Below are 26,701 nucleotides of genomic sequence, written 5' to 3' on the forward strand. Positions count from 1 at the left end.
GGCCCGGCCGGGCTATGCGGGGAGGTGGTTGACCGGGTGGCTGCCCGTCGCCCACAGGTACTGGACGGCGTACGCGCGCCAGGGCCGCCAGTCCTCGGCACGCGCGGTCAGCGCGGCGGGGGTGACCGGCAGGCCCAGGTCCCGTGCGGCGTGCCGGACTCCGAGGTCGGTGGCGGGGAAGGCGTCGGGGTCGCCGAGGGCCCGCATGGCGATGACCTCCACGCTCCAGGGGCCCAGCCCGGGCAGGGCCAGCAGCCGGGCCCTGGTCTCGGCCCAGTCGCTCTCGACCCCCAGGGTGAGGGATCCGTCGGCCAGCCGGGCCACGAGGGTGGTGAGGGTGGTCCGCCGGGCGGCCGGCATGGCGAGGGCTCCGGGGTCCAGCGCCGCCAGCGACCCGGCCGACGGGAACAGGTGGGTGAGACCGCCCTCGGGGTCGTCGACCGCTTCGCCGTGGGCCGTGACCAGGCGGGCCGCGTGCGTACGGGCGGCGGCCGTGGACACCTGCTGGCCCAGCACGGCCCGTACGGCGAACTCCTCCTCGTCGACCGTGCGGGGCACCCGGCGGCCCGGGGCCTTGTCCACGAGGGGCGCCAGCACCGGATCCGCCCGCAACTGGCCGTCGACCGCGACCGGGTCCGCGTCCAGGTCGAGCATGCGGCGGCAGCGGCTGATGGCGACGGTCAGGTCCCGCAGGTCGCCGAGGGTCAGCCGGCAGCCGATGTGCTCGGGCCCCGGGGTGAGCGCGACGGTCCCGCGGCCGTACGGCAGCCGCAGGGTGCGCCGGTACGCGCCGTCGCGCCACTCCTCCACACCGGGCACGCCGGTGGCGACGAGGTGGCCGAAGAGGTTGTCGGGGTTGAGCGGGGCCCGGAAGGGGAGGCGCAGCGTCAGCACTCCCGGTGTGCCGGTGGGGTCGGTGCGGTTCTTGGGGGCCCTGGCGCGCAGTTCGCCCGGGGTGAGGGCGAAGACCTCACGGACCGTGTCGTTGAAGGTGCGGATCGAGGAGAAGCCCGCCGCGAAGGCGACCTCGGCCATCGGGAGCGGGGTCGTCTCGATGAGCAGCCGCGCCGTCTGGGCACGCTGGGCGCGGGCCAGGGCGAGCGGTCCCGCGCCCAGTTCGGCGAGGAGCTGGCGTTCGATCTGCCGGGTGCTGTAGCCGAGGCGGGTGGCGAGCCCCGGTACGCCCTCGCGGTCCACGACCCCGTCGCCGATGAGCCGCATCGCGCGGGCCACCAGGTCGGCGCGCTCGTTCCACTCGGGCGAGCCGGGGCTGGTGTCGGGGCGGCAGCGCTTGCACGCCCGGAAGCCGGCCTGCTGGCAGGCGGCGGCGCTCGGGTAGAACACCATGTTCTCCCGCTTGGGCGGCACGACGGGGCAGCTGGGCCGGCAGTAGATCCCCGTGGTCAGGACCGCCGTGAAGAACCAGCCGTCGAACCGGGCGTCCTTCGACTGGACGGCGCGCACGCAGCGCTCGGTCTCGGTGTGCATCCCGTTCTGCATGCCCACCAGCATCGCCCTTGCTCAGGGCGATGGCTGGCGGGAATCCGACATCTGCCTCGGCGCTCCCGGCCACCTCCCGGCGGTTCCGGTCATTCCTCGGCCGTGGGCCGCCGGGAGGCCGCCGTCGCCCCGCCGACGTCGGTCAGGGGGCGCAGCCGGTAGGTGTAGGAGTAGTCCCGGTCGGCGGGGAGCTTGTACTCGTCGTGCGTGTGAGCGCCCCAGCTGTCGTCGCCGCCCACACCCATCTGCCGGTGGTTCACGCGCAGGACGACCTCGTCCCGCGGGGTCAGCTGGTAGTCGTGGCGCGTACCGGCCGACAGGTCCTCGGGGGTGAAGTGCGAGGCGTTGACCTCGACGAGCGGTTCGCCGCAGACGAGCAGCCCGGCGCCGTCGCGGCCGGTCAGGGCGGCCCACCGGACATCGGTCCTGTTGCCGTTCTCCTGCGGGCGGATGTAGGGCGTCCACTGCCCGGCGACGGTCCCGGAGTACAGCCCCACGTCGGTGCCGTCGTTGCGGTCCCAGTGGTTCTCCTCGGGGCCGCGGCCGTAGTAGTGCAGGCGTTCCAGGCGTCCCGGCAGCAGGAGCAGGGTGCCGACCTCCGGGAGGTAGGGCAGGCTCGCGGCGCCGGGGTGCAGGGTGTTGCCGACCTTGATCTCGCCGTTGCCGAAGACCGTGTACGTGGTGGTGTACGCCGACTCGACGGTGGTGGGCAGGGTCCCGGTGACCTCGATCCGGACGGCCCGGTCGCGCAGGGCGCGCACGCTCACGTCCGTCACCTTCCGCCGGGTGCCGGCGTCGCGCCAGGTCTGGTTGCGGATGTGCTGGCCGTTGCCCCGGTCGTTGTCGGTCGGTGCGCGCCAGAAGTTCGGCACGGGTCCGGCGGTGATCAGCCGGGTGCCGCGGGCCTCGTACGAGGTGATGGTCCCGGTGCCCTTGTCGACGGTGACGGAGAAGCCGTCCCCCCGCACCGTGACGGAGCGCTCGCCGTCCCGGTGGCGCAGCGCTGGGACGCGTCCCAGCGGCACGGGCCGTACGGGCGGGCTGCCGGCGTCGACCGGGAGCTGCTGTGCGGCCACCTCGAAGCCGGCCTCCGCCCACTTCGTGCGCTCCCTGGTCGTGAAGGACAGCCGCAGGAAGTACTCCGTGCCGGGCGCCGGGCGGGCCGGTGTTCCGAAGGGCACGGTGATGTCCTTGCCGCTGAGCGGTGGTACGTCCAGCTGGGCGCGGCTCAGCTTTCCGTGCCGTACGGTCCTCCCGTCCGCGACGAGTTCCCACCTGCCGTCGAAGTCACGGAGGTCGGTGAACAGGTACTCGTTGGTGAGGGTGACCGCCGCGCCGGGCGTGAGGGTGTCGCCGGAGGCCGGCGCGGCGCCGACGGCCTGGTAGATCCGCTTGACCTCGGCGGCCTTGCCGGTGTGCCCGCGGTCGGCGGTGACGATGCCGTCCGCGACGAAGGCTCCGTCGTTCGGGTGGTCGCCCCAGTCGCCGCCGTAGGCGAAGTACGTGCGCTCCCCGGGCCGTTCCCTCGTCACCCCGACGGTGGCCGCGTCGAACCAGAACCGCACTCCCTCGTCACCGGGTCCGCGTCCGTCCGAGGCCAGTTCGGCCCCCGACAGGGCGCGGGCGTATACGCGTGCCCGCCGGATCGTGCCGCTGAACTCGCGGGTGGGGTTGTCGACGTCCGTGGCGAGCGAGAGGGGCGCGGTGTTGGCCGCGGGCCGCCGGGTGGTGGTCCGGGTGGCCCTGGCCGTGCCGTCGACGTACAGGGTCAGTGTGCCCGCCGCCGCGTCGAAGACGCCGGCGACGTGGTGCTCCCGGCCGGTCCAGCCGTCCGGGAGCGCCCAGTTCGCGGCCACCCACTGGCCGTCGCCGTGGATGAAGAACTCCAGGGTCCGGTCCGTCTGCTTCAGGGCGTACTGGGTGTCGCCCTTGGCGACGATCGGCTGGTGGTAGCCGGTGACGTGCGGGGTGATCCAGGCTTCCAGGGTCAGGGAGCCGGTGAGGTCGAGGCCGGGGTCGCGGGCGAAGACCGTGCTGCCGGACAGGCCCTTCTCCCGGTCGAAGGCCGCGCCGCCGGCCTGGATCTCCCCGCGCAGGGCGCCGGGTCCCTCCTCGGTGAACAGGGTGCGCCGCGGGGTCGGCGTGGTCAGGGACTGGTCGGCGAAGTCCCAGATCCAGCCGCCCTGCAGCACGTCGTGGCGCCGGACGACGTCCCAGTACTTCTTGAAGTTGCCGGTCGAGTTCCCCATCGAGTGGGAGTACTCGATCATGACGTACGGGCGGGTGTCCGAGGTGTCCTTCGCGCGGGCCTCGACACGGGCGGGGCTCTCGTACATCTTCGAGCGGATGTCGCTGATGTGCGGCCGGTCGTCGCCCTCGTACTGGATGACGCGGGTGGGGTCGTACGAGCGGATCCAGTCGCGCATGGCGACGAAGGTGCTGCCGCCGCCGGCCTCGTTGCCGAGCGACCAGATGACGACCGAGGCGTGGTTCTTGTCGCGGTGGACCATGTTCCGGGCGCGGGCCACGCAGGCCCTGCTCCAGTCCGCGTGGTCGCCCGGGTACTCGTCGCGGATGCCGTGGGTCTCCAGGTTGGTCTCGTCCACGAGGTACAGGCCGTACTCGTCGGCGAGTTCGTACCAGAGCGTGTTGTTCGGGTAGTGCGAGGTGCGGACGGAGTTGATGTTCGTCCGCTTGATGGTCTGGATGTCCCGCACCATGTCCGCGCGGGTGAGGGCGGTGCCGCGGTCGGGGTGCATCTCGTGCCGGTTGGTGCCGCGCAGGGAGACGGGCTGCCCGTTGACGCGCATCAGCCCGTCCTTCAGGGCGAACTCGCGCAGGCCGACGCGGTGGGAGAGCGTCTCGACGACCTCGCCCGCCGGGTCGCGCAGCCGCAGCACGGCCGTGTAGAGGTACGGGTGCTCGGCCGACCACAGCTGCGGCGCGGGGACCGCCCTGGTGGCCCGCACGGTCACGTCCTGGCCGGCCGGGACGGAGTCCAGGTCGACGGTCTGCTGCAGCGGGCGGGACCAGACGGCGTGCCCGCGGGCGTCGTGGAGCTGGGTCTCGACGGAGTACGTGCCCCCGGTGCCGGTACCGGTGCCCTCCCGGCCGGCGTAGTCGCGCACGCTCGCGGTGACCGACAGCTCGGCGGCCTTGCAGCCGTCGCTCAGCGGGGTGTCCAGCTTGAAGTCGCGCAGGTGCACGGCCGGGGTGGAGTAGAGGTGGACCGAGCGGAAGATGCCGCTCAGCCGGATCATGTCCTGGTCCTCCAGCCAGTCGCCGTCGGAGTAGCGGTACACCTCCACCGCGATCTGGTTGGTACCGGGCTTGAGGTGCTCGGTGATGTCGTACTCGGCGGGGGTGTACGAGTCCTCGCGGTAGCCCACCAGCTCGCCGTTGATCCACACGTAGTGGGCCGACTTGACGCCTTCGAAGTGCAGGAACGTCCGCCGGCCCGACCACCCCCGCGGGACGGTGAAGGTGCGTCTGTACTGGCCCACGGGGTTGTAGCGGGTCGGGGCGGCCGGGGGCCGCGGCTCCTCGCCCAGGCCGTTGGGTCCCCAGTAGGGGTAGGTGATGTTGATGTAGATCGGGAAGTCGTAGCCGTGCAGCTGCCAGGCGGAGGGGACGGGAACGGTGTCCCAGGAGCTGTCGTCGACGTCGGTGCGGTGGAAGTCGGTGTCCCGGTCGTCCGGGCGGTCGGCGTAGGCGAACTTCCACCTCCCGTCGAGGCTCATCCGGTACGGCGAGCGCGTGCGGTCGCCCGCCAGGGCCTGCGCGACGTCCGCGTAGGGCGTGAGCGTGGTGTGCGGTGGCTCGCTGCCGACCTGGAAGACGTCGATGGCGCCGTTCCACTCCGGCGGGCCGTCCGCGGCGGGCGGGTCCGCGGCGTGCGGGTCCGCGGCGGCGCGGGCGGCGGGGGACGACACGGCGGGCAGGGCGAGTGCGCCCAGGACGGCGGCCCCTCCCTCGACGAGCCGGCGGCGGCTGACGGGGAACGGGCGCGGGTGAGGACGCGGGTGCGGCTGCGGGTGAGGCTGCGGCATGGCTGTGGCCTTCCTCGGTACGACAGCGGGGCGCACGAACTGAGGGAGCGTCAGGGCTGGTCGGGTTCGGTCGATGCGGTCGGCGTACGGGAGGTGGTGCCGGGCCGGAAGGCGACCGGTGAGGACGAAGGCACCCGGTGAGCCACGGAAAACCCTAGGACCCGAACACAAGACGAGCAATGACCCTGTCGGACTTTGTGTGAACCTGAGGGCGGCGGACGCGGCCGACGGTCGTGACCGGCGGGCCGCTCCCCCGCTCCGATGCTCCCCGGTACGGTCCGCGGCACAACGCGGCGGGCGGCGCAACGGTCAGTTCAGCGGCGGGCGGCGCAGCGGTCAGGGCTGCGGTCGGCGCACCTGCGCGGCGAACGCCTCGTACGCCCGCTCGTCGAAGAGGACGAACCTGACGTCGTCGACCGCCGTCTGCGCGCCCCGCACCGTCGCGACGGCGATGCGGGCGGCGTCCTCCAGCGGCCATCCGTAGACGCCGGCGGAGACGGCCGGGAACGCGACGCTCCGCGCCCCCAGCCCGTCCGCGACCCGCAGCGACTCCCGGTAGCAGGAGGCCAGCAGTCCGGACCGGTCCTCGCTCCGGCTGAAGACGGGTCCGACGGTGTGGATCACCCACCGCGCGTCCAGCCGACCGGCGGTCGTGGCGACGGCCTGCCCCGTCGGCAGCCCCTTGCCGTACCGCGAGGCACGCAGCTCCCGGCACTCCGCGAGGATGTCCGGGCCGCCGCGCCGGTGGATCGCGCCGTCCACGCCCCCGCCGCCCAGCAGGGAGGAGTTCGCGGCGTTGACGATCGCGTCCACGCCCTGCTCGGTGATGTCGCCCTGGACGAGGTGGAGGGTGGTCATGTCCGGCGGAGCCTCTTCCATACGGCCTTGGCGGCGTTGTGCCCCGACATGCCGTGCACGCCGGGGCCGGGCGGGGTGGCGGAGGAGCAGAGGAACACCGCGGGGTGCGGTGTGCGGTACGGGAACGCCGACAGGGTGGGGCGCAGCATGAGCTGGAGGCCGGAGGAGGCGCCGCAGCCGATGTCGCCGCCCACGTAGTTGGCGTTGCGGGCGGCCAGTTCGGGCGGGCCCGCCGTGGCCCGGGCCAGGACCCGGTCGCGGAAGCCGGGCGCGAAACGCTCCAGCTGGCGCTCGACGCGGTCCGTGAGGTCCCCGGTCCAGCCGTTCGGGACATGGCCGTACGCCCAGAACACCTGCTTGCCCTCGGGTGCCCGGGAAGGGTCGACGACGCCGGGCTGCACGGTGATCAGGAACGGCGCGTCCGGGGCCCGGCCCTCCCGGGAGGCCGCGCGCAGGGCGGCCCCGATCTCCCGGCTGTCCGCGCCGACCTGCACCGTGCCGGCCCTGCGGGCCTCCGGTGCGGTCCACGGCACCGGTCCGTCGAGGGCGTAGTCGATCTTGAAGACGCCCGCCCCGTAGCGGTAGTGCCCGTAGTACCGCCCGAAGCCCGCGATCCGGCTCAGCGCGGTGGGCGAGGTGTCGAAGACGTACGCGCGGGCGGGCGGCAGGTCGTCCAGGCGCTTGACCTCGTAGTCGGTGTGGACGGCGCCGCCCAGGTCCGCCAGGTACGCGGCGAGCGCGTCGGAGATCGCCTGGGAGCCGCCGCGGGCGACGGGCCAGCCGCGGGCGTGCGCGGCCAGCGCGAAGACCAGTCCGACGGCGCCGGTGGCGAGGCCGTCGAGCGGGGACATGACGTGCGCGACGAGTCCCGCGAAGAGCGTCCTGGCCCGCTCGTCGCGGAACCTGCGCATCAGCCACGTCGAGGGCGGCAGACCGGCCAGGCCGAAGCGGGCGAGGGTGAGCGGGTCGCGGGGCAGCGCGCTGAGCGGCAGGGACATGAAGTCCCGTACGAGGGTGTCCCACCGGTGGGTGAAGGGCTCCACGAGTCTGCGGTAGGTGCCCGCGTCGCGCGGTCCGAAGGAGGCCGCCGTCTCGGCCACGGACCGGGACAGCACGGCCGCCGTGCCGTCCGGGAAGGGGTGCGCCATGGGCAGCCCGGGCTGGAGCCACTCCAGTCCGTACCGGTCGAGGGGCATCGACCGGAAGGCGGGCGAGTTGACGCCCAGGGGGTGCGCGGCCGAGCACGGGTCGTGCCGGAAGCCGGGCAGGGTCAGCTCCTCGGTGCGGGCGCCTCCCCCGACGGTGTCGCGCGCCTCGAAGACGGCCACGGAGAAGCCCCGGCGGGCCAGCTCCACGGCAGCGGTCAGGCCGTTCGGCCCCGCACCCACCACGACGGCATCGAGCATCGACGGCACCTTCGGACTCCTTCGTCAGCCGACGGCCACTGGGGGTCAGGATATGCCGGGCCCGCGGCCGCCCCGCTTCAGCCCCGCCCCGCCGGGCCCGTGGTACGCGCCGGGCCCCCCGTGGTTCGCGCCGGTCCCCGTACCGCCGCGGCTCAGGCGCCGTCCGCTAGGAGCGCCACCACCCGGCGGGCCGTGGCCGCGTCGCGTGCCGCCGTGAACGGGAGCGCGTTGCCGCCGGTTATGCGGAACGGCTCCCCCGAGAGCGTCAGGTGCGCGCCGCCCGCCTCCTCGACGAGGAGGATGCCCGCCGCGTGGTCCCAGGCGGCCTCCCAGGAGAACGCGGTGGCGTCCAGCTCGCCGCGCGCGACGGCGAGGTACTCCAGACCGGCCGAGCCGCAGGCCCGCGGGGCGACGCCGTCCGTGCGCAGGCCCAGGAGCGCGCGCTTCTGGTCGTCCGTCGTGTAGTCCGGGTGGGAGGTGGCGACTTCGAGGTCGCGGCCGGGGTCGGGAGTGCCGGCCCGCAGGGGCGTGCCGTCGAGCAGGGCGCCACGGCCCCGCACGGCCACGGCGAGCTGGTCGCGGGCCGGGGCGTACGTCCAGGACGCCAGGAGGACTCCACGCCGGGCGAGCGCGACCAGCGTGCAGAAGCCGGGGTCGCCGTGGACGAACTGACGGGTGCCGTCGACGGGGTCGACTATCCAGACCGGCGTGTCGTCCTGGATCGCCTCGTACGTCACCGGGTTGGCGTGCACCGCCTCCTCGCCGACCACGACGGAGCCGGGCAGCAGCTTGCCGAGCACCTCGGTGAGGTACTGCTCGGCCTTGCGGTCGGCGTCCGTGACCAGGTCGTGCGGGCCGCTCTTCTGGTCGACCTCGTGCGCCGCGAGCCGCCGGAAGCGCGGCATGATCTCGGTGGCGGCGGCCCTGCGGACGGCCTCCTCGACGTCGGCGGTGCGGTGCGCGAGAAACTCGTCGATGGTTTCCATGTGTTCGATCATGTCTCCATGAGAGCACGCACCACTGACAATCCCCGCCCGTCGGGTGCATCCCGGGTGGAATCGGCATGAACAACGAGGACTCGGGCGCCGGCCCGGGGTCCGCCGCGGGCCGCACCGGGCGGGCATCGCGTGGGCCCCGGGTCAGCGCCCGACCGCGTACCCCTGCATCCCGCGCGGATTCGCGGCCGCCGACAGCACACCGGTGCGCGGGTCGCGGGCCACCGCGCACAGCCGTCCCTCGGACCAGGCGCCGCCGACCTGGACGTCGTGGCCGCGGCGCCGCAGCTCCGCGACGACCGCGGGATCCGTGCGCGACTCCACGGTCACGCTGCCGGGGCGCATGCCGCGCGGGTGGAAGGAGCCGGGGAAGCTGTCGTTGTGCCAGTTCGGGGCGTCGATCGCGCCCTGCAGGTCCAGGCCGCCGCGTACCTCCGCGCGCAGGGCGACGGCCAGGAAGAAGTGCAGCTGCCACTGGTCCTGCTGGTCACCGCCCGGCGTGCCGAACGCCAGGACGGGGACCCCGTCCCGCAGCGCGAGCGACGGGGTGAGCGTCGTGCGCGGACGGCGTCCCGGAGTCAGGGAGTTGGGCAGTCCTTCCTCCAGCCAGGCCATCTGGAGCCGGGTGCCGAGCGGGAAGCCCAGCTCGGGCACGACCGGGTTGGACTGCAGCCAGCCGCCGCTGGGGGTGGCCGAGACCATGTTGCCCCAGCGGTCGACGACGTCGAGGTGGCAGGTGTCGCCCCGGGTGCCGCCGTCCGCGGAGACGCCCGGTTCGCCGGGCACGGGGGACGCCGGCGGCTCGGCCACGGTCGGCTCGCCCGCCCCCGGGGCTCCCGGCTGGACGGCGGTTCTCTCTCCGGCGGCCACCGCGCGCGCATGCCCGGCGAGCAGCGGGGTCCGCCCGCCGGGGCTCCCCGGCCGCAGCCCGTGGGAGGCCCGCTCGCCGATCAGCGCCCGCCGCCCGGCGTTGTACTCCGGCGACAGCAGGTCCGACAGCAGGTCGGCCGGGGGCACCCCGCCGGCGTCCCCGTACCATGCCTCCCGGTCGGCCATCGCGAGCTTGCAGCCCTCGACCAGCAGGTGCACGTACTCGGCGGAGCCGTACCGCGGCAGCTCGGGCGGCAGCAGGGCCAGCTGCTGGAGGAGCACCGGGCCCTGGCTCCAGGGCCCGGCCTTGCACAGGGTCCAGCCCCGCCAGTCGTACGTGGCCGGCGTCTCGTAGCCGGCGGACCAGGAGGCCAGGTCGGCCGCCGTGAGCGTGCCGGTGTGCCGCTCGCCGCTGGTGTCCCGCGTGGGGCGGCCCGCCTGCCGCACCAGCGCCTCGGCGATGAAGCCCTCCCGCCAGATCCGCCGCGCGGCCTCGATCCCGGCGACCCGGGCACCGGCGGCCCAGGCGCCGGCGACCCGTTCCCCGGACCCGCCCGCGCCTCCGGCCTCCCGCGCGGCCCGGGACTCCTCCGCGGTCCGGGACTCCTCCGCGGCCTCCGTGAGCAGCCGTCGCCAGGTCGCGGCCAGCGCGGGGTTCCGGAACAGTTCGCCCGGCCGCGGGGGCCTGCCTCCCGGCAGGTACACCTCGGCGGACGACGCCCACTCGGTCTCGAAGAGCTCCCGTACGGTCTCCACGGTCTCACCGACGCGCTCCACGGGTGCGTGCCCGTCCTCCGCGTACCCGATGGCGTACTTCAGGACGTCCGCCAGGGACTTGGTGCCGTGGTCGCGCAGGAGCAGCATCCACGCGTCGAAGGCGCCGGGCACGGCGGCCGCGAGCGGCCCGGTGCCGGGCACGAGGTCCAGGCCCAGTCCCCGGTAGTGGGCGACCGTGGCCCCCGCCGGGGCCACGCCCTGCCCGCACAGGACCCGCACCTCGCCGCCCGCCGGGGCGAGGAGGATCGGCACCTCGCCCGCGGGCCCGTTGAGGTGCGGCTCGACGACGTGCAGCACGAACCCCGCGGCAACGGCGGCGTCGTACGCGTTGCCGCCGTCCTCCAGCACGGCCATCGCCGACTGCGAGGCGAGCCAGTGCGTGGAGGACACCATTCCGAAGGTGCCCTGGAGGGTGGGGCGGGTGGTGAACACGGGGGACTCCTCACTGCGGGGCGGACCCGCGGCCGGCGGTCGGTGATCAGCGGTCGGCGGACGCCGGACGAGGGTGGGCAGGTGTCCGCTGCCGGCGCTCCGAGGGCTGCCAGGCAGTCGTCCCGAGCACGTTCTCCGGACCGATGTCCAGCGGGTGCGGAGGCCGTACGGTCACGGTGCCGTCGCCCTTCCGCGCGGCGACGCGGAGGTACACACCGTCCGTGTTGTGCATCCGCCAGTACAGGGACGCGTGCGCCGTCTCGCCGGGGCCGAGCGTCAGCGGGCGCGGGCCGGGGTCCTCCGGGGCCATGGACACCTGGTCCGTGCCCTCGACGGTCCGCACGCCCGGGAAGGGGGTGCCCGAAGCGTCCAGCACGAGGACGTCCGGGTAGCCGTTCAGCCGGTGCGGCCGGTCACCGCAGTTGGTGACATGAAGGCCCATGGCGCGCAGGCCCATCGCGGCGTCGCCCTGATCGGCCTCGAAGCGCAGCCCCGAGGCCGGACAGCCCTCCGGCTGCCGGTCGGGAACGGCCACGGACGGCCCGGCGGTCGGCGGCGAGGACGGAACCGGGGCCGGGGGCGGCGCCGTCGTCAGGCTCGGACTCGGGCTCGGGGGCCGCGTGCGTTCGGGGTTGCTCTCCCGGTCCAGCTCGGCGGAGAGCCCGCACCCGCCCGCTCCCAGCACCAGCAGACAGACGAGGGCGGCACTGCGCAGCGGTCCCGGGCGTATGACGATCACCCGCCGATCATCACACGGACTCCCGGCGAAAGCCGCCCCTCCGCCATGTCCGCGACGCCGCCCTGCCGACCTCACCCCTCCCCGTACCGCCACTCCCCCTGTCCGCGTGCCGTGACCAGACCCGACTCGTAGGCGAAGACCACCAGTTGGGCGCGGTCCCGGGCACCGAGTTTGGTCATCGCACGGCTGACGTGGGTCTTGGCGGTGAAGGGGCTGATCACCATGTGGGCGGCGATCTCCTCGTTGGTGAGGCCGCGGGCGGCGAGCGCGGTGACCTCGCGTTCGCGGCGGGTGAGGCACTCCAGGCCGGGCGCCCTCGCCCGGTCCGGTGGCCGGGCCACGAACTCGCCGATCAGCGTGCGGGTGACGGACGGCGACAGCAGGGCCTCGCCGCGCGTGACGACCTCGATGGCCTGGAGGAGGTCGGCGGGCTCGGTGTCCTTGAGCAGGAACCCGCTGGCACCGGCCCGCAGCGCCTCGAAGACGTACTCGTCGAGGCCGTAGTTGGTCAGCATCACCACGCGGACGCCGGACAGCCGCGGGTCGGCGGCGATCCGGCGGGTCGCCTCGATGCCCGTCATCACCGGCATCTGGACGTCGACGAGGGCGATGTCCGGCACCCGTGCGCGCACCAGGTCCACGCCCTGCTCGCCGTCGGCCGCCTCGCCGACCACCTCGATGCCCTCCTCGGCGTCCAGCAGGGCCCGGAACCCGGCCCGCATGAGCGCCTGGTCGTCGATGAGCGCGACCCGGATCACGCCTGCTCCAGGGGCAGCCCGGCCCGCACCGAGAAGCCGCCCTCCGCGCGCGGGGCAGCGTGCAGGGTGCCACCGAGCGCCGTGACCCGCTCGCGCATACCGGTGAGTCCGATGCCCTCGGTGGGCGGGCGGGACGGTTCGGCGCTGCCGTCGTCGTCGACGCGTATCGTCAGCTCCTCCGCCCCGTAGTCGAGTCGCACGGTGACCTTGGCGGGACCGGCGTGCCGTGCCGCGTTGGTGAGGGCCTCCTGGACGATGCGGTACGCGGCGCGGTCCACCGTCGTCCGAAGCGGGCGCTCGTGGCCGGTCACGGTCAGGTCGACGGCGAGGCCCGCCGCCCGGGCGCGCTCCACCAGCAGGGCCGGCGTGCCGGTCGGCTCGTCGGTGCGCAGCACCTCCAGCGTGGCGCGCAGTTCGCGCATGGCCTCCCCGCCGGCCTCCTGGATGGCGAGCAGGGCCGGGGGTATCTCCTCACCGCGCTTGCGTGCCAGATGGACGGCGACGCCCGCCTGCAGTTTCACGATGGAGATGCTGTGGGTCAGGGAGTCGTGCAACTCGCGCGCGATACGCAGGCGTTCCTCACCCGCCCGGCGCAGGGCCGCCTCCTCCCGGGTGCGCTCGGCCTCCAGGGCGCGCTGTTCCGTCTGGCGCAGGTACGCCTGCCAGTTGCGGCCCGCGAGGCCCGTGACCACGGCGCACAGGAACCAGCCCGCGAGCAGGGCCGTCCGCTCGACGCTGTCCTGCGGCACGGGGCCCGCCATGAGGAACGCGCCGAGGAACACGGCGCCCGCGCCCGCACCCGCGCCGCGGTACCCCGCCTGTGCGGCGCTGTGCACGGCGGCCAGCACGGGAAGGGCGGACACCGGCCCGGGCCGGGCGTGCAGCACATGGGCGGCCAGCAGCGCCGTGGTGACGGCCAGCACCGCGCGGGGCGCCCTCCGGTAGGCCGCCAGCGCGAGCGAACCGGCCGCGATCAGCGCCAGGTCGACGGACGTGGTGTCCTCGTCGAGGAGCGCCGCGGACACCGCGATCGCGCCGACCACGACGGCGAGCGCCACGTCGGCGAGCCGCTCGACGGTGCCCCGGTCCGCGTTCATGTCCGTACCGTAGACCGCCGGGCGGACAGGAGCGTCAGCCCTGTGGACAACTCCGGGACTACTCCCCCCGGAGTAGCGGGACGCGCGGGCCGGTCGCGTCGGCGCACCACCGACTGCCTCCACCGGTACGACGCGGGACGGTGCCCCGAAGAGCCAGGGTTCTCCCCATGACCGCACCGTTCGAGACCACCCCGACCGGATCCACCCCGCCCGGATCCACCCCGCCCGGATCCACCCCGCCCGGATCCACGGCGGCCGAGTCCAAGGCGGCCGGATCCATCCCGACCGTCACCCCGCCGACGAGGACCACGGCCATCGGCACCGCACGGACCGGCGTCACGCCCGGCACCGCTTCCAGGAGGACTCCGTCCGGAGCCCTCGCCCTCATGACCGCGCCGTTCACGACCGCGCCCTTCCGCCACACCGAGCCCCCGCCGCCCGGGTGCGCCACCGGCCGCACCGCCGAGGTCTACCGGCAGCTCGCGGAGGACTTCGGCGTCGAGGGCGCACCCACCTTCGTCGTCCTGTCCTCCTCGCCCGGCCTGCTCGCCGCCACCTGGGCGCTGATGCGGGAGTCGCTCCTCGCGGGGGACGGCAGCCGCACCGGCAAGGAACTGGCCGCCCTGGGGGTCTCCCGCGCCAACAGGTGTTCGTTCTGCGTGGACGCGCACACCGTCCTGCTGCACGCCACCGGCGACCACGCTCTCGCGGAGCGCCTGGCCCGCGGCCGCGCCCCGCAGAAGGAGGTACAGGCGCGCATGCTCGCCTGGGGCGAGGCGACCCGCACACCGGGCAGCCCGGACCTCACCCCGCTGCCCTTCTTCGTCCGGCACACCGCCGCGTACGTGGGCACCGCCCTGTCCTTCCACTTCATCAACCGGATCGTCTCGGCCCTGCTCACCGAGAACCTGCTGCCCGGCAACGCCCAGCGGTTCAGGCCGGTCCGCAGCCTCGCCGGCCGTTCCGTGGCGAAGACCCTGCGCCGGCGTCCGGTCCCGGGCACGAGCATCGCCCTCCTCGACGGCGACGCGGGCCCCGGCCCGTCCTGGGCGGCGGGGACACCGGTCGGCCCGGCCTACGCGGCGCTGCGGACGGCCGCCGCGGCGGGCGCCGGACTGCTGACCGAGGCCGACCGCGGCCTCGTGCGGGACACCGTCGCGGCCTGGGACGGTACGCATCAGCCGCTGGTATGGGACGCCCTGCCCGGCCGCGGGGACCGGCCCGGGGCGCGGCTGGCGATGCTGGCCGCGCTGGCCCCGTACCGGATCACCGACGAAGACGTGGCCGCCTGGAAGAAGCCGCCGTACACGGACGACTGCCTGGTCCGGCTGATCGCGTACGGCGCGTTCGCCGCGGTGGACCGCATCGAGCGGGCGCTGCCACTGGGGGGCACCTGACCCGCCCGGGGCCGGGGGCGTTCCCGTCACCGTACGGGCACACACGGGCACGTGCGGGCAGGGGGAGGGTTCGCACTTCCGCCCCGCGGCCGCACATGTGACACTGTCGTCCCGTCTCCCGTCCGCCGTGCGGACCGCTCCGCACCGTCCCCACGAAATGTGCGCCGTGCGTTCTCTTCCTCTCGCTCTCACCGCGCGTCTGGCGCCGGTCGTCGTGCTCGCCACGGCGGGCTGGGCGCTGGCGGCCGGGCCGCTCGCCGCACCCGTGGCCGCGGAGAAGAAGCCCGCCGCCTCCGACGACAGGGCGTCACCGTCGGCACCGGCGACCGCCGCGACCGCCGCGGCCCGCCGGACGTACCGCGACTCCCCCGCGCCCTGCGAGGGCGTGGCGAGGAGGACGGTGGCCTCGCTGGTGCCCGGCGCCGAAGCGGCCGGCAAGGAGCTCCCCTCGACCGACGAGTCGCTGCGCCGCACGTGTTCCTGGAACGCGCTCAAGGGGTTCGACTACCGCTGGCTCGACATCTCGTACGAGATCAAGAAGTCCGACGAGGCCGCGCAGGCCGCCTACGAGCAGCGTACGGCGGAGAAGAGCGGCGGCGGTGCGGTCCCCGGTATCGGGGACGATGCCTACTCGGTGGTGAACCTGACCACCGCCGACAAGCAGCAGACACGCGAGGGCACGGTGATCGTCCGCGCGTCCAACGCCCTGGTGGTCGTCACGTACGACGGCAGTGACTTCGAGACCCGGAAGGCACCCGGTACCGACGAGATCAACAAGGGTGCCCTCAGGGCCGCCGAGGAGGGGGTGGCAGCGCTGGAGGCCGCCCGGTAGAAGCGGCCGCCGTCAGCCGCCGACGGCAGGGATGACGGTCGATCCGTACGCGTCGATGACCGCCTCCTGCGCGTCGTGCATGGCGTACAGGGCGAACTGGTCGACGCCCAGCTCCCGCAGGGCGTTCAGCTTCTCGACGTGCTGTCCGGCCGGGCCGATCAGGCAGAACCGGTCCACGATCCCGTCGGGCACGAACCGCGTGTCGGGGTTCCCGCTGCGTCCGTGGTGCGCGTAGTCGTAGCCCTCGCGGGACCTGATGTAGTCGGTGAGTTCCCGGGGGACGGCGGCGGAGTCCTCGCCGTACCGGGAGACGAGGTCGGCGACGTGGTTGCCGACCATGCCGCCGAACCAGCGGCACTGCTCACGCGCGTGGGCGAGCGCCCCGGGCGAGTCGTCCCCGGTGACGTAGGCGGGCGCGGCCACGCAGACGGTGACGTCGGCCGGGTCGCGCCCGGCCCCGGCGGCCGCGGTCCGCACCGCCTCGACCATGTACGCGGTGAGGTACGGGTCGGCGAGCTGGAGGATGAACCCGTCGGCCTCCTCACCGGCCGTCTTCAGGGCCCTGGGGCCGTACGCGGCCATCCAGACGGGCAGTTCGGCGCCCGGCCCGACCCACGGGAACCTGACGACCGTGCCGCCGAGGTCGGCCTCCTCGCCCCGGCCGAGGGCGCGGATCACCTTCATGGCCTCGCTGAGCCGCGCGAGGGTGTGGGGCTTGCGCCCCGCCACGCGCATCGCCGAGTCGCCCCGTCCGATGCCGCAGACCGTGCGGTTGCCGAACATGTCGTTGAGCGTGGCGAAGGTGGAGGCGGTGACCTCCCAGGCGCGGGTGCCCGGGTTCGTCACCATCGTGCCTACCTTCAGTCCGGTCGTGCGGGCCAGGATCTGGCTGTGGATCACGAACGGCTCCTGCCAGAGCACGGCGGAGTCGAAGGTCCAGCCGTACGTGAAGCCGTTGCGCTCGGCCCGCTCCATCAGGCCGATGACGCGGGAGGCGGGCGGGTCGGTCTGCAGGACTAGTCCGAAGTCCATGGGCACCGCTCCTGGTTCGGGGAGGTCGGGTGACTCGGGTGGCTCGGGTGGTTCAGGTGAGGTACTGGCAGGTGGCGCGGGGGGTGTGGACGCCGTGTCCGGCGCGGCCCGTGAACTCCCGCTCGGTGATGACGGGCTCGCCGCGCGACAGGACCGTCTCGACACGGCCGGTGGTGCGCCTGCCCTCGTACGCCGAGTAGTCGACGTTCATGTGATGGGTCCGGGCGGACATGACCTGCTCGGCGTGCGGGTCGTAGACGACGATGTCCGCGTCGGCGCCCGGCGCGATCGTCCCCTTCTTCGGGTAAAGGCCGAACATCCGGGCCGGGGTGGCGCAGGCGATCTCGATCCAGCGGCGGCGCGAGATGTGACCGTCGACGACGGCCTGGTGCAGCAGGTCCATCCGGTTCTCGACGCCCGGGAGCCCGTTGGGGATCTTCGAGAAGTCGCCGCGGCCCAGCTCCTTCTGGCCGGTGAAGCAGAAGGGGCAGTGGTCGGTGGAGACGACCTGGAGGTCGTTCGTGCGCAGGCCCCGCCACAGGGCCGCCTGGTGCTCCTTCGGCCGCAGCGGTGTCGAGCACACGTACTTGGCGCCCTCGAAGTCCGGCTCCGCGAGGTTGTCCGCCGACAGGAACAGGTACTGCGGACAGGTCTCGCCGAAGACGTCCAGGCCCTCGTCGCGGGCCCGGACCAGCTCGGCGACCGCCTCCGCCGCCGAGACGTGCACGACGTACAGCGGTGCGCCGGCCACCTGGGCGAGCCTGATGGCACGGTGGGTGGCCTCGGCCTCCAGGAGCGCCTTGCGGACCTCGCCGTGGTGACGGGGATCCGTCTCGCCCCGTGCGAGCGCCTGCTCCACCAGCACGTCGATCGCGATGCCGTTCTCGGCGTGCATCATGATCAGGCCGCCGTTCCCGGCGGCGCGCTGCATGGCGCGCAGGATCCGGCCGTCGTCGCTGTAGAAGACGCCCGGGTAGGCCATGAACTGCTTGAACGAGGTGACGCCCTCCTCGACCAGCAGGTCCATCTCCTTGAGCGTCTCCTCGTTCACGTCGGAGACGATCATGTGGAAGCCGTAGTCGACGGCGCACCTGCCGTCGGCCTTGGCGTGCCAGGCGTCGAGGCCCTCGCGCAGGGAGCGGCCGGTGCTCTGGACCGCGAAGTCGATGATCGTGGTCGTGCCGCCCCAGGCGGCGGCGCGGGTGCCGGTCTCGAAGGAGTCGGAGGCGAGGGTGCCGCCGAAGGGCAGCTCCATGTGGGTGTGGGCGTCGACGCCGCCCGGGACGACGTACTTCCCGGTGGCGTCGACGGTGCGCCCGGCGCTCCAGGCCGCGGCGGCGGGGGTGCCGCTCGCGGCGAGGGCCGCGACACGGCCGTCCTCGACGAGGACGTCCGCGTGGAGTTCGTCGGACGCGGTGACGACCAGGCCCCCGCGGATGACGGTACGGCTGCTCATGTTGTCCCCTCCTGTCGTGGTGCCCCGGCCTCCGGGGCGGGAGACCCCTGGAGCGAGAGGCCCCGGGTCGCGCGGTCGTCCGGGCCCCCGAAGGCGCGCGGGCTCCCGCTCAGAGGCTGTCGCGCAGCGCGCGCTCCAGGATCGCGGCGCCCTCCTCCGCCTCCGCGGCCGTGAGGGAGAGCGGCGGGGCGATCCTGAGCACACTGGTGCTGTGGCCGCCGCCCCTGCCGATCAGCAGACCGCCCCGGCGGGCCGCTTCGAGCACGGCGGCCACCGCGCCGGGGTCGGCCCGGTCGGTGCCGGGCCGCACCAGCTCGATGCCGATCATGAGTCCGCGGCCCCTGACCTCCCGTACGCCCGGGAATCCCGCGGTGGCGGTCCGCAGCCGCTCGATGAGCAGCGCGCCGACCTTGCGGGCACTGCCCTGGAGGTCGTGCTCCAGGAGGTGCGTGAGGTTGGCGAGGCCCGCGGCCATGGTGACCTGGGTGCCACCGAAGGTCGAGAGGGAGTTCGCGTCGAGGCAGTTCATGACCTCGGCACGGGCGACGACCCCGCCGACCGACATGCCGTTGCCGATGCCCTTGGCGAAGGTCAGGATGTCCGGCGGGCCGCTCTGCCCGTGTGCCTGCCAGCCCCAGAAGTGGTCGCCGGTCCGGCCCCAGCCGGTCTGCACCTCGTCGGTGATCCACAGGATGCCGTGCTCCTGGAGGACCTCGCGGAACGCCGCGTACAGGCCGTCCGGCGGGGAGGTGAAGCCGCCGACGCCCTGGACGGGCTCGGCGATGAGCGCCGCGGGCGCCCGCGCATGCCCCAGGAGGTCCTCCAGGTCGGCGACGCAGGCCGCGATGAACCCGGCGTCGTCGAGACCGGCGTACGGGCCCCGGGTGCGGACGCCGCCGTGCACGTACAGCGTCTGGAGGGGCGACAGGCTGGTCGGCGACCACCCCTTGTTGCCGGTGATGCCGACCGCGCTGAACGAGCGGCCGTGGTAGCTGTTGCGCATCGCCAGGATCTGGTTGCTGCGGCGGTACGCGGTGGCCAGGAGCAGCGCCGTGTCGTTGGCCTCGGTGCCCGAGGTCGTGAAGAAGACGCGCGCGTCCGGGATGCCCGACAGCGTGGCGATCCGCTCGGCGAGGTCGACCATCGGCCGGTTGAGGTAGAGCGTGGAGGAGTGGTTGAGCCGGGCGGCCTGTTCGCTGACGGCCCTGGTCACCTCGGGAAGGGCGTGCGCGGTCATCGTGGTGAGGATGCCGCCGAAGAAGTCGAGGTACCTGTTGCCGTCGGCGTCCCAGACGTGGCGGCCCTCGCCGTGGGTCAGCTCGACCGGGTCGGCGTAGTAGAGGGCGAGCCAGTCGGGCAGGACGGCCCGGTGGCGCCGGTGCAGGTCCTCGTCCGGGCCGCGCGCCGGCTCCCGTACCGCACCGCCCCGCGGGGCGTCCGCCGTCACGGCCGCACCAGTCCTTCGTACGCGTCGGGGCGGCGGTCCCGGTAGAAGGCCCACTGCTGCCGGACCTCCTCGATCAGACCGAGGTCGAGGTCGCGGACGACGAGTTCCTCGCTCCTGTCGCTCGCCGGCTCCCCGACGAACTGTCCTCGCGGGTCGACGAAGTACGACGTCCCGTAGAAGTCGTTGTCCCCGTACTCCTCCTCGCCGACCCGGTTGATCGCGGCGACGAAGTACGCGTTGGCGACGGCGGCGGCGGGCTGCTCCAGCTGCCACAGGTGGGCGGAGAGGCCGCGGGAGGTCGCCGACGGGTTGTAGACGATCTGGGCGCCGTTCAGGCCGAGCTGGCGCCAGCCCTCCGGGAAGTGGCGGTCGTAGCAGATGTAGACGCCGACCTTGCCGGCCGCGGTGTCGAAGACGGGCCAGCCCAGGTTGCCCGGCTTGAAGTAGTACTTCTCCCAGAAGCCCTTGACCTGGGGGATGTGGTGCTTGCGGTACTTGCCGAGGTACGTGCCGTCGGCGTCGACGACCGCGGCGGTGTTGAAGTAGAGACCGGACTGCTCGACCTCGAACACCGGGACCACGACGACCATGCCCGTCTCACGGGCGAGTTCCCGCATCCGGGTGACGGTCGGGCCGTCCGGCACGGGTTCCGCCCAGCGGTGGTGCTCCGGCTCCTGGACCTGGCAGAAGTAGGGGGCGTTGAAGACTTCCTGGAATCCGATGATCCCCGCGCCCCGGCGGGCCGCCTCGCGGGCGTGCTCCTCGTGTTTGGCCACCATGGATGCGGTGTCGCCGGTCCAGGTGGCCTGGACCAGGGCGGCGCGTACGACGTGGGCCATGAGCTGCTCCTTCGACGTGGCGTCAGAGAGCCTCTACGCCCGTAGACACAGGGCGTGGAGCCACGAAAGTAAGCCTCGCCGCCGCGCTGGGCAAGGCCATCGTCGTCAACAGCCGGAGTCGATCAGGTTTCGCACCCCTGTGGGTGATCCCTCGCGGACCATCCGTGGATCACCTACGGATCACCTGTGGATCACCTGTGGCCCCTCACACCGCGTGGCCCGCCACCCGGAGGGCGTGGACCAGGTCCCAGTGACGCTGCTCCGAGACGTCGCGGGCCGCCTCCAGGAGGAGCGGGGCGAGCAGCCGGGGGTCGGCGTCGGCGCTGCGGGCGGCCTCTTCTGGGGTGCGGACACGGACGTACGCGTCGAGGAGGACACGGACCTCGCGGTGCCGGCCCTCCCCGGCGAGGTCCAGGACCGCCTCGCCTATCTCGGCGGCCGGGCGCACGACGCCCTGGCGCAGCATCTGCTCGCCGTCCGCCGCGCGTCCGGCCGCCACCAGCGCGTCGGCCGCGGCGACCAGCCGGTCCGCGGGCAGTGAGACCGCCTCCCAGAGGAGGGTGGCCCAGTCGGCGCCGAGACCGGCGCGATGCAGTTCGGCGGCGAGGAGCGGGAGGTGGGCCGCGGGCCAGTACGCGGCCTCGACCAGTACGGTGTGCGCCTCGCCGCTGCGGCCCTCGCGGCGCAGCCGGACGAGGTTCTCGACGGTCGCGGCCGTGGTGCGCCGCGCCTCGTCGTCCAGCGGTTCGCGAGCCGGTTCGGGCCGCTCGCCGACGGGATGCGGTACCGGCGGTGGCTGCTGAGCAGGGAGTGCGGCGGTGCCCGCGCCGCTCTCACCGTTCTCCGGCGGCGCTGTCGCTTCTGTCGCCGCCTCCGCCTGGGCGGCCGTCGTGCCCACGGACCGGGCGCCGCCTCGGACACGGCGCTTGAAACGCCGCTTGGGGGCGGGTGCGGCAGGCACGGGGTCGGCGGGGAACGCCGGGCCGGTGCCGGCTTCCGGAGCCGTCTGCGTGGCGGGGCCCGTGGTGACGGCCCAGCCCGTGTCGACGACCGGGTCCGCAGGGGCGCCCGGGCCCGCCTCGGGAGCCGGGGCCGTGCCGGTGCCCGGGCCCGTACCGGAAGCCGGACGCGAGTCGGTGTCCGGGTCCGGGTCGAAGGCCGCACGCGAGTCGAGGGCCGGGCTCGGGACGGAGGACGGGCTCAGGTCGGAGGACGGGCCCGCAGCGGAGGCCGGGTCCAGGTCGGAGGACGAGGCGGCGGCGTTCTGCCGCGCGGCCCGGTCCGCGGAGGCGTCGCGCCAGAGGTCCGGCCAGTCGTCCTCGTCCGGCGCCGGCCGCTGCGCACCGACGCGCGGGGCGGCTGCCCGTCCCCCGGGGCCGTCTCCGCCGGCTTCCCCGGTCCTGCCGGGCCCGGCGGCGCCGTGCGCCTCGCCGTAGCCCCGTGCCTGCGCTTGGTCCTGTACCTGTAGCCGTACCTGTCCGTGTACTTGTACTTGTACTTGACCCTCCGTCTGCCTCTCCGTCTCTCTCCCTTCCCTCCCTCTCCCTCCTTCTCCCTTCCGCTCCTCTCCTCCCTCTGCCTCTCCCGGTTGATCGACCAGGAACGCACCTCCGTCATCGACGACGAGCGGTATCGGGAGGGTCCCCTGCGCGTGCCCGCCCGCCGACCGCCGGTCCAACGCGTCTATCCGGTGGCGGATCTCGGCGCAGCGGGCCGTCGCGCGATCGTGGTCGTCGCGGGCCCAGGCCAGGTCGAGGCGGAGGGAGTCGGCCTCCTCGCGGGTGGTGGCCGCGTGGAGCGAGCGTCCGAGCTCGGAGAGCCGTTCGGCCGCGTACCGCTGTTCCCGCAGCATGACGTCCAGGCGGTCGTAGAGGGCGTCACGGCCGCCGGGCCGTGCGTCGTACGCGGCGAGGGAGGCGGCGTGCAGGGCCCGGACCCGCTCGGCCTGCTGAGCGGCGGCGGCGTCGCCGTAGTGGGCGGCCAGGTCCTGCAGGACGGCCTCCACGACGTCCCAGGGCGGCACCTCCGCACCGTCCAGGCAGGCCCGCATCCCCTCGGGGTCGCGCTGCCAGAACACACCGCACCAGCCGCCGCCCTGGTCGAGCCCGGACAGCAGGCCGTTGAAGTACTGCGCGAACTCCCGTATCTCGTCCGGGAGCTGTTCCACTGCCATCGCCTTCACCCCACGCCGGCCCGGAGTGCTCCGGGCCGTAGAAAACACCATTCGTGTCACGGATGCGCCACGACGGGTCCTCCCCCGGACGCAGCGTGCGGTCCCCGCCCCGGAACGTGACGGGACGGAGTGCAACATCCAAGCACACGCCCCCTCAAAGGCGGCTCACCCGGTCACCGCGAAGGCCGCACCACCATCGCCGACCCGCCGCCGCGGCGCACGGTCTCCGCCGCCGCCAGCCACTTCCCGTCGGGCAGCCGCTGCACCCCCGTCGCCGCGCCGATCTCCGGATTCTGCCGGAATCCGTGCCCGAGGGCTTCCAGCCGGGCCCTCGACGGGCTGTCCCACAGGCCCGGTTCGAGCTCGGTGGTCGTCTGGTTCCGCTGGCTGGCCCGCGGGGCCGCGATCGCGTCGACGAGCGGCAGCCCCCGGTCCAGGAACCCCGTCAGCGTCTGGAGGACCGTCGTCACGATGGTCGCCCCGCCGGGCGATCCCAGCGCCACCACCGGCCGGTCGTGGCGGTCGAGCACGATCGTCGGCGAGATCGACGAGCGCGGGCGCTTCCCGGGCCCGGGCAGGTTCGGGTCGTGCACCGCCGGGTTCGCCGGGGCGAAGGAGAAGTCGGTCAGCTCGTTGTTGAGGATGAACCCGCGGTCCGGGACGGTGATCCCGCTGCCGCCGGTCTGCTCGATGGTGAGGGTGTACGCGACGACGTTGCCCCACTTGTCGGCCGTCGTCAGATGGGTCGTGTTCTCGCCCTCGTACGTCGTAGGCGCGGCCTTCCCGCCCGGCGCGCAGGCCGCCGGGTCGCGGGGGTCGCCGGGTGCCAGCGGGCTCGTGAGCACCGCGTCGTCCTCGATCAGGCACTCGCGCGAGTCGGCGAACCGCTGCGAGAGCAGTTCCTTCGCCGGTACGTCCTCGAAGGCGGGGTCGCCCACCCAGCGCCCCCGGTCCGCGAAGGCGATGCGGCTCGCCTCGATGAACCGGTGCAGGTACCGGACCTCCGATGCCTTCGAGAGGTCGGTGCGCTCCAGGATGTTGAGGGCCTCGCCGACCGTGGTGCCGCCGGAGGACGACGGGGCGATGGAGTAGACGCCCAGTCCGCGGTACGAGGTCCTCGTGGGCGCCTGCCGCTTCGCGCGGTACGTGGCCAGGTCCTTCAGCGACAGGTCGCCGGGGCGGGCGTCGTAGCCCGAGGCCGGGTCCACCGGGGGCTTGTTGACCGTGTCGACGATGTCCTCGGCGAGTTCGCCGCGGTACAGCGCGCCCACGCCCTTGCGGCCCAGCTCGGCGTACGTGCGCGCCAGGTCCGGGTTCCTGAACGTCGAGCCGACCACCGGCAGCGAGCCGCCCGGCAGGAACAGCTCGGCCGTGTCCGGGAAGTTCCTGAACCGCGCCTCGTTGGCCTCGGTCTGCGAGCGGAACGTGGCGTCCACGGTGAACCCGTCCCGCGCCAGCCGCTCGGCCGGCTTCAGCAGCGCCCCGAGCCGCTCGCTGCCCCAGCTGTCCAGTGCCGTCCGCCAGGTGGCGGGGGTGCCGGGGGTGCCGACGGCGAGGCCGCTGGTCACCGCGTCGGCGAACGGGATCGGCCGGCCGTCCTCCAGGAAGAGCCCGGAGTCGGCCGTCAGGGGCGCCGTCTCGCGTCCGTCGATCGTGTGCACCGTACGGGAGCGGGCGTCGTAGTAGACGAAGTAGCCGCCTCCGCCGATGCCCGCCGAATAGGGCTCGGTGACGCCCAGGGCGGCTGCCGTGGCGACGGCCGCGTCCACCGCGTTGCCGCCCTTGCGGAGGATCTCCACACCGGCGGCGGAGGCGTCGGCGTCGACGCTCGCGACGGCTCCGCCGTGCCCGACGGCGACCGGTACCTTCTCCGCCGGGCGGGAATCCTGCCCGGCGGTTCCCGAGGAGGGCGGCGCCGCCCCCACCGACACCACCGCGGCCGAAACCGCCAGTACAGCAAGTCCGCGTGCGACCGAGCGCCCCATCCGTACCTCCAGTGAACGACCCTCCGCGCAGCGTAACTTCCGCATCGGGGCCACGTCAGGTACCTCCCGGGCACCGATGCTGTGCCCGCGGGCATGCGCGCCCCTGACTGACGACGTGCGCGGCATCGTTCCGTGCCATCGTCCTGGGGTGATCGTCGGCGTCCTTCGTCAGGGGCCCTGACTCAGGACGCGATGGCGGTACTCAAGACGCGACGGTGGTTCGCAACGGGGAGGACACCGCCGATGGGGCGCCCCGCTCCTAGAAGAAGTGCTTGCGTCCACCGACCGCGCGTCCGGTCGCACCCAGGACCCACAGGACGACGCCCACCAGAATGAGGATGCCGCCGATCGTCGTGAGCAGCCCCATGCCGACAAGCAGGCCGATGAGCAGCAGAATAAGCCCAAGGATGATCATTTCAAGCTCCTGTCGTCAGGTCCGGCTCAGACGCGTGTGCGTATGAGCTTCACAGCGGCCCGGATGTTGCTCGACCGGTAGGTCCCGGCTCCGAAGTGCACCAGGGCCTCGGTGCGATAGCCCTTGTGCCCGGCGACACGGCATCCACGCACCTCCTCGGGAATTCGCCGGGAAGCGGTTGCCCGGCCGGGCCGGTCCCCGCGGTCTCCGGCTGCCGTTGCGCACCCGGGCATCGGCGTGGGGAAGGTCCCGGCCCCCGCGGGGGCGGTCCCGAGGCACGCCGCCGGGCCCCGGTCGACACCGGCCGCTCCCCGCCCGCGGACCCGTCCCGCCGCCGCCCGCCGATCACCGCGGCGGGACCGCGGCGGATCCGCGCCGGCCTCCTCGGCCCGTCGTCGCCCCGTCGGCGCCCTGTCGCCGGTCGTCGTCCCCTCGACCGGTCGCCCCCGCTCCCGGGTGCGCGGCCGTGAGTCACTCGGGCTCGTGCGGACCCGTCGCTGGCGGTTCGGCCGGGCGTTCACGGCCGCCGTCATGGCCGGACACCACCACGACGACGAGGCCCACCACGACGGCCCCGGCGGCCACCCGGCCGGCTGCCCGCGTCACCCAGCCCGGCACCGACACGCCCTCGCGCCGCGTCGGTGCGCCCAGCCGCTCGGCCCGCCGGGCGGGCCGCAGCAGCCGGGCCAGCAGCAGCGCCGCGACCGGGAGCTGCAGCAGCCACAGGACGGTGCGCGGCCACTCGCCGTACCAGACGTTGGTGCCGTACAGCAGGGTGTGCCACACGCTCAGCACGTACACGACGACGACGAAGCGGTGCAGCCGGCGCCAGGTGCCGGCACCGATGCGGTGGCGGACGTAGAACAACAGGCCCAGGGGGACGGCCAGATACAGAGCACCCTGTCCCAGCGGAATGGCGATCCGGCCGGTGCCCGAGTCGTACCAGCCGGGCACGAACGTGTCGGCGAACCCCGTCCACAGCCGATCGAGCCAGGTCGCCTCCGCCTCGTAGCGCACGAGTTCCGCCGCGAACATCAGCGCGTGCGCGAACATCAGGGCCATCGTGGTCAGGCTCGTGGTGCGGTGCCAGCGTTCCAGCACCTGCCGGGACACCGGCAATCGGGCGGGACGCGGCCCCGACAGCAGCAGGCCGAGCACGACCGTGCCCCAGGCCCACAGCAGGCCCGACCAGCCGAACGCCTGGCTGAGCAGATACATCCAGTACGTACCGGCGTCGTCCATGAACGGCATGACCGCGACCGTCGCCGAGTCACCCGACTCCATGCGGGCGTACAGGAACGCGAAGACGGCCGCCGTGACCAGGACGGCGGCACTCGCGTCGGGGAGCGCGGAGCGCAGGTCGGCACGCAGGTCGACGCGCTCGGGCGCACGCTTGTCACGGGTGAGCGGCGGGGCCGTCGTGCCGTCGCCCTCCGGCGTCGTCTCTGGCAGCATCCTGGGCCTTCCGGGCGCGGTCCTGCGAGGGGAGAGGTGCGGGTGACGTCGACGCACCAGTGTGAAGGGTGTGGCGGGGATTACGCAGAGCACATCCGGCCAGAGTCGTCGTCCGGATCTGCCGGATCGTCCCAGGGTTCCGGCGCCGCCCGACCGATCGCATCCGGACAACTGCCGCCGCGCCCCTGC

Annotated in this window: 19 protein-coding genes; 2 read left to right on the forward strand and 17 right to left on the reverse strand. The window is 73.9% G+C overall.

Features of this window, described 5'->3' with window-relative positions; genetic code table 11:
* Positions 1-12: 12 nt before the first annotated feature.
* The 9 genes from KM933_RS25295 to KM933_RS25335 all read right to left on the reverse strand — a co-directional run bounded on the left by KM933_RS25295 (position 13) and on the right by KM933_RS25335 (position 13,481).
* Entirely contained in the window at positions 13-1,500 is a 1,488-nt protein-coding gene (locus KM933_RS25295; RefSeq protein WP_308013541.1) for an AlkA N-terminal domain-containing protein, read from the reverse strand.
* An 89-nt stretch (positions 1,501-1,589) separates the two neighbouring features.
* Positions 1,590-5,549 (reverse strand): glycoside hydrolase family 2 TIM barrel-domain containing protein, encoded by a 3,960-nt coding sequence (locus tag KM933_RS25300; protein ID WP_221356002.1) that lies wholly within the window; start codon positions 5,547-5,549, stop codon positions 1,590-1,592.
* Positions 5,550-5,885: 336 nt separating this feature from the next.
* Positions 5,886-6,407: an O-acetyl-ADP-ribose deacetylase gene (locus KM933_RS25305; protein WP_221356004.1), complete on the reverse strand. Its 522-nt coding sequence runs from the start codon at positions 6,405-6,407 to the stop codon at positions 5,886-5,888.
* Entirely contained in the window at positions 6,404-7,822 is a 1,419-nt protein-coding gene (locus KM933_RS25310) for a phytoene desaturase family protein (protein WP_221356005.1), read from the reverse strand. The genes KM933_RS25305 and KM933_RS25310 overlap by 4 nt, the downstream gene beginning before the upstream one ends.
* Positions 7,823-7,965: 143 nt before the next feature.
* Positions 7,966-8,811, reverse strand: a complete 846-nt coding sequence (locus KM933_RS25315) for an inositol monophosphatase family protein (protein WP_221356007.1) — start codon at positions 8,809-8,811, stop codon at positions 7,966-7,968.
* A 141-nt stretch (positions 8,812-8,952) separates the two neighbouring features.
* The gene (locus KM933_RS25320; protein WP_308013542.1) at positions 8,953-10,887 is read right to left on the reverse strand and encodes a gamma-glutamyltransferase family protein; all 1,935 of its coding nucleotides are present in this window, start codon (positions 10,885-10,887) and stop codon (positions 8,953-8,955) included.
* 46 nt (positions 10,888-10,933) lie between these two features.
* Positions 10,934-11,626: a DUF4232 domain-containing protein gene (locus KM933_RS25325; protein WP_221356009.1), complete on the reverse strand. Its 693-nt coding sequence runs from the start codon at positions 11,624-11,626 to the stop codon at positions 10,934-10,936.
* A 71-nt stretch (positions 11,627-11,697) separates the two neighbouring features.
* Positions 11,698-12,384, reverse strand: a complete 687-nt coding sequence (locus tag KM933_RS25330) for a response regulator (protein WP_221356011.1) — start codon at positions 12,382-12,384, stop codon at positions 11,698-11,700.
* Positions 12,381-13,481: a sensor histidine kinase gene (locus tag KM933_RS25335; protein ID WP_221356013.1), complete on the reverse strand. Its 1,101-nt coding sequence runs from the start codon at positions 13,479-13,481 to the stop codon at positions 12,381-12,383. Before KM933_RS25335 ends, KM933_RS25330 begins: the two co-directional genes overlap by 4 nt.
* A 386-nt stretch (positions 13,482-13,867) precedes the next feature.
* Between KM933_RS25335 and KM933_RS25340 the strand changes: the two genes are divergently transcribed.
* Both KM933_RS25340 and KM933_RS25345 read left to right on the forward strand, forming a co-directional pair.
* Entirely contained in the window at positions 13,868-14,878 is a 1,011-nt protein-coding gene (locus KM933_RS25340) for a carboxymuconolactone decarboxylase family protein (protein WP_221356058.1), read from the forward strand.
* 157 nt (positions 14,879-15,035) lie between these two features.
* The gene (locus tag KM933_RS25345) at positions 15,036-15,710 is read left to right on the forward strand and encodes a hypothetical protein (protein WP_260334133.1); all 675 of its coding nucleotides are present in this window, start codon (positions 15,036-15,038) and stop codon (positions 15,708-15,710) included.
* 12 nt (positions 15,711-15,722) lie between these two features.
* On the opposite strand, the gene KM933_RS25350 is transcribed toward KM933_RS25345, so the two are convergent.
* From KM933_RS25350 to KM933_RS25385, 8 genes are all read right to left on the reverse strand, one after another.
* The gene (locus KM933_RS25350; RefSeq protein ID WP_221356016.1) at positions 15,723-16,742 is read right to left on the reverse strand and encodes a TIGR03842 family LLM class F420-dependent oxidoreductase; all 1,020 of its coding nucleotides are present in this window, start codon (positions 16,740-16,742) and stop codon (positions 15,723-15,725) included.
* Positions 16,743-16,794: 52 nt separating this feature from the next.
* Positions 16,795-18,198, reverse strand: coding sequence for a dihydropyrimidinase (hydA, locus tag KM933_RS25355; protein WP_221356019.1), 1,404 nt, complete (start codon positions 18,196-18,198; stop codon positions 16,795-16,797).
* 109 nt (positions 18,199-18,307) lie between these two features.
* Positions 18,308-19,645, reverse strand: coding sequence for an aspartate aminotransferase family protein (locus tag KM933_RS25360; protein WP_430727365.1), 1,338 nt, complete (start codon positions 19,643-19,645; stop codon positions 18,308-18,310).
* Positions 19,642-20,484 carry a nitrilase-related carbon-nitrogen hydrolase gene (locus KM933_RS25365; RefSeq protein WP_221356020.1) on the reverse strand — a complete coding sequence of 281 codons (843 nt, stop codon included), beginning with the start codon at positions 20,482-20,484 and terminating at the stop codon, positions 19,642-19,644. The genes KM933_RS25360 and KM933_RS25365 overlap by 4 nt, the downstream gene beginning before the upstream one ends.
* 205 nt (positions 20,485-20,689) lie before the next feature.
* Complete coding sequence (locus KM933_RS25370; RefSeq protein WP_221356022.1) at positions 20,690-22,657, reverse strand: hypothetical protein; 1,968 nt, start codon at positions 22,655-22,657, stop codon at positions 20,690-20,692.
* 173 nt (positions 22,658-22,830) lie between these two features.
* Positions 22,831-24,642 (reverse strand): gamma-glutamyltransferase, encoded by a 1,812-nt coding sequence (gene ggt, locus KM933_RS25375; RefSeq protein WP_221356025.1) that lies wholly within the window; start codon positions 24,640-24,642, stop codon positions 22,831-22,833.
* 259 nt (positions 24,643-24,901) lie between these two features.
* Positions 24,902-25,057, reverse strand: coding sequence for a hypothetical protein (locus tag KM933_RS25380; protein WP_149509691.1), 156 nt, complete (start codon positions 25,055-25,057; stop codon positions 24,902-24,904).
* 471 nt (positions 25,058-25,528) lie between these two features.
* Entirely contained in the window at positions 25,529-26,512 is a 984-nt protein-coding gene (locus KM933_RS25385) for a ferric reductase-like transmembrane domain-containing protein (protein ID WP_221356027.1), read from the reverse strand.
* Positions 26,513-26,701: the final 189 nt, after the last annotated feature.

It is taken from the genome of Streptomyces beigongshangae, assembly GCF_019710745.1.
GTDB lineage: Bacteria > Actinomycetota > Actinomycetes > Streptomycetales > Streptomycetaceae > Streptomyces > Streptomyces beigongshangae.

Excerpts from the sequence above, each read along its gene's own strand:
- KM933_RS25295 (WP_308013541.1), bottom strand. The coding sequence starts at position 1,500 with ATGCAGAACGGGATGCACACCGAGACCGAGCGCTGCGTGCGCGCCGTC.
- KM933_RS25300 (WP_221356002.1), bottom strand. The coding sequence starts at position 5,549 with ATGCCGCAGCCTCACCCGCAGCCGCACCCGCGTCCTCACCCGCGCCCG.
- KM933_RS25305 (WP_221356004.1), bottom strand. The coding sequence starts at position 6,407 with ATGACCACCCTCCACCTCGTCCAGGGCGACATCACCGAGCAGGGCGTG.
- KM933_RS25315 (WP_221356007.1), bottom strand. The coding sequence starts at position 8,811 with ATGATCGAACACATGGAAACCATCGACGAGTTTCTCGCGCACCGCACC.
- KM933_RS25335 (WP_221356013.1), bottom strand. The coding sequence starts at position 13,481 with ATGAACGCGGACCGGGGCACCGTCGAGCGGCTCGCCGACGTGGCGCTC.
- KM933_RS25340 (WP_221356058.1), top strand. The coding sequence starts at position 13,868 with ATGACCGCGCCGTTCACGACCGCGCCCTTCCGCCACACCGAGCCCCCG.
- KM933_RS25345 (WP_260334133.1), top strand. The coding sequence starts at position 15,036 with ATGTGCGCCGTGCGTTCTCTTCCTCTCGCTCTCACCGCGCGTCTGGCG.
- KM933_RS25350 (WP_221356016.1), bottom strand. The coding sequence starts at position 16,742 with ATGGACTTCGGACTAGTCCTGCAGACCGACCCGCCCGCCTCCCGCGTC.
- hydA (WP_221356019.1), bottom strand. The coding sequence starts at position 18,198 with ATGAGCAGCCGTACCGTCATCCGCGGGGGCCTGGTCGTCACCGCGTCC.
- KM933_RS25365 (WP_221356020.1), bottom strand. The coding sequence starts at position 20,484 with ATGGCCCACGTCGTACGCGCCGCCCTGGTCCAGGCCACCTGGACCGGC.
- KM933_RS25370 (WP_221356022.1), bottom strand. The coding sequence starts at position 22,657 with ATGGCAGTGGAACAGCTCCCGGACGAGATACGGGAGTTCGCGCAGTAC.
- ggt (WP_221356025.1), bottom strand. The coding sequence starts at position 24,642 with ATGGGGCGCTCGGTCGCACGCGGACTTGCTGTACTGGCGGTTTCGGCC.
- KM933_RS25380 (WP_149509691.1), bottom strand. The coding sequence starts at position 25,057 with ATGATCATCCTTGGGCTTATTCTGCTGCTCATCGGCCTGCTTGTCGGC.
- KM933_RS25385 (WP_221356027.1), bottom strand. The coding sequence starts at position 26,512 with ATGCTGCCAGAGACGACGCCGGAGGGCGACGGCACGACGGCCCCGCCG.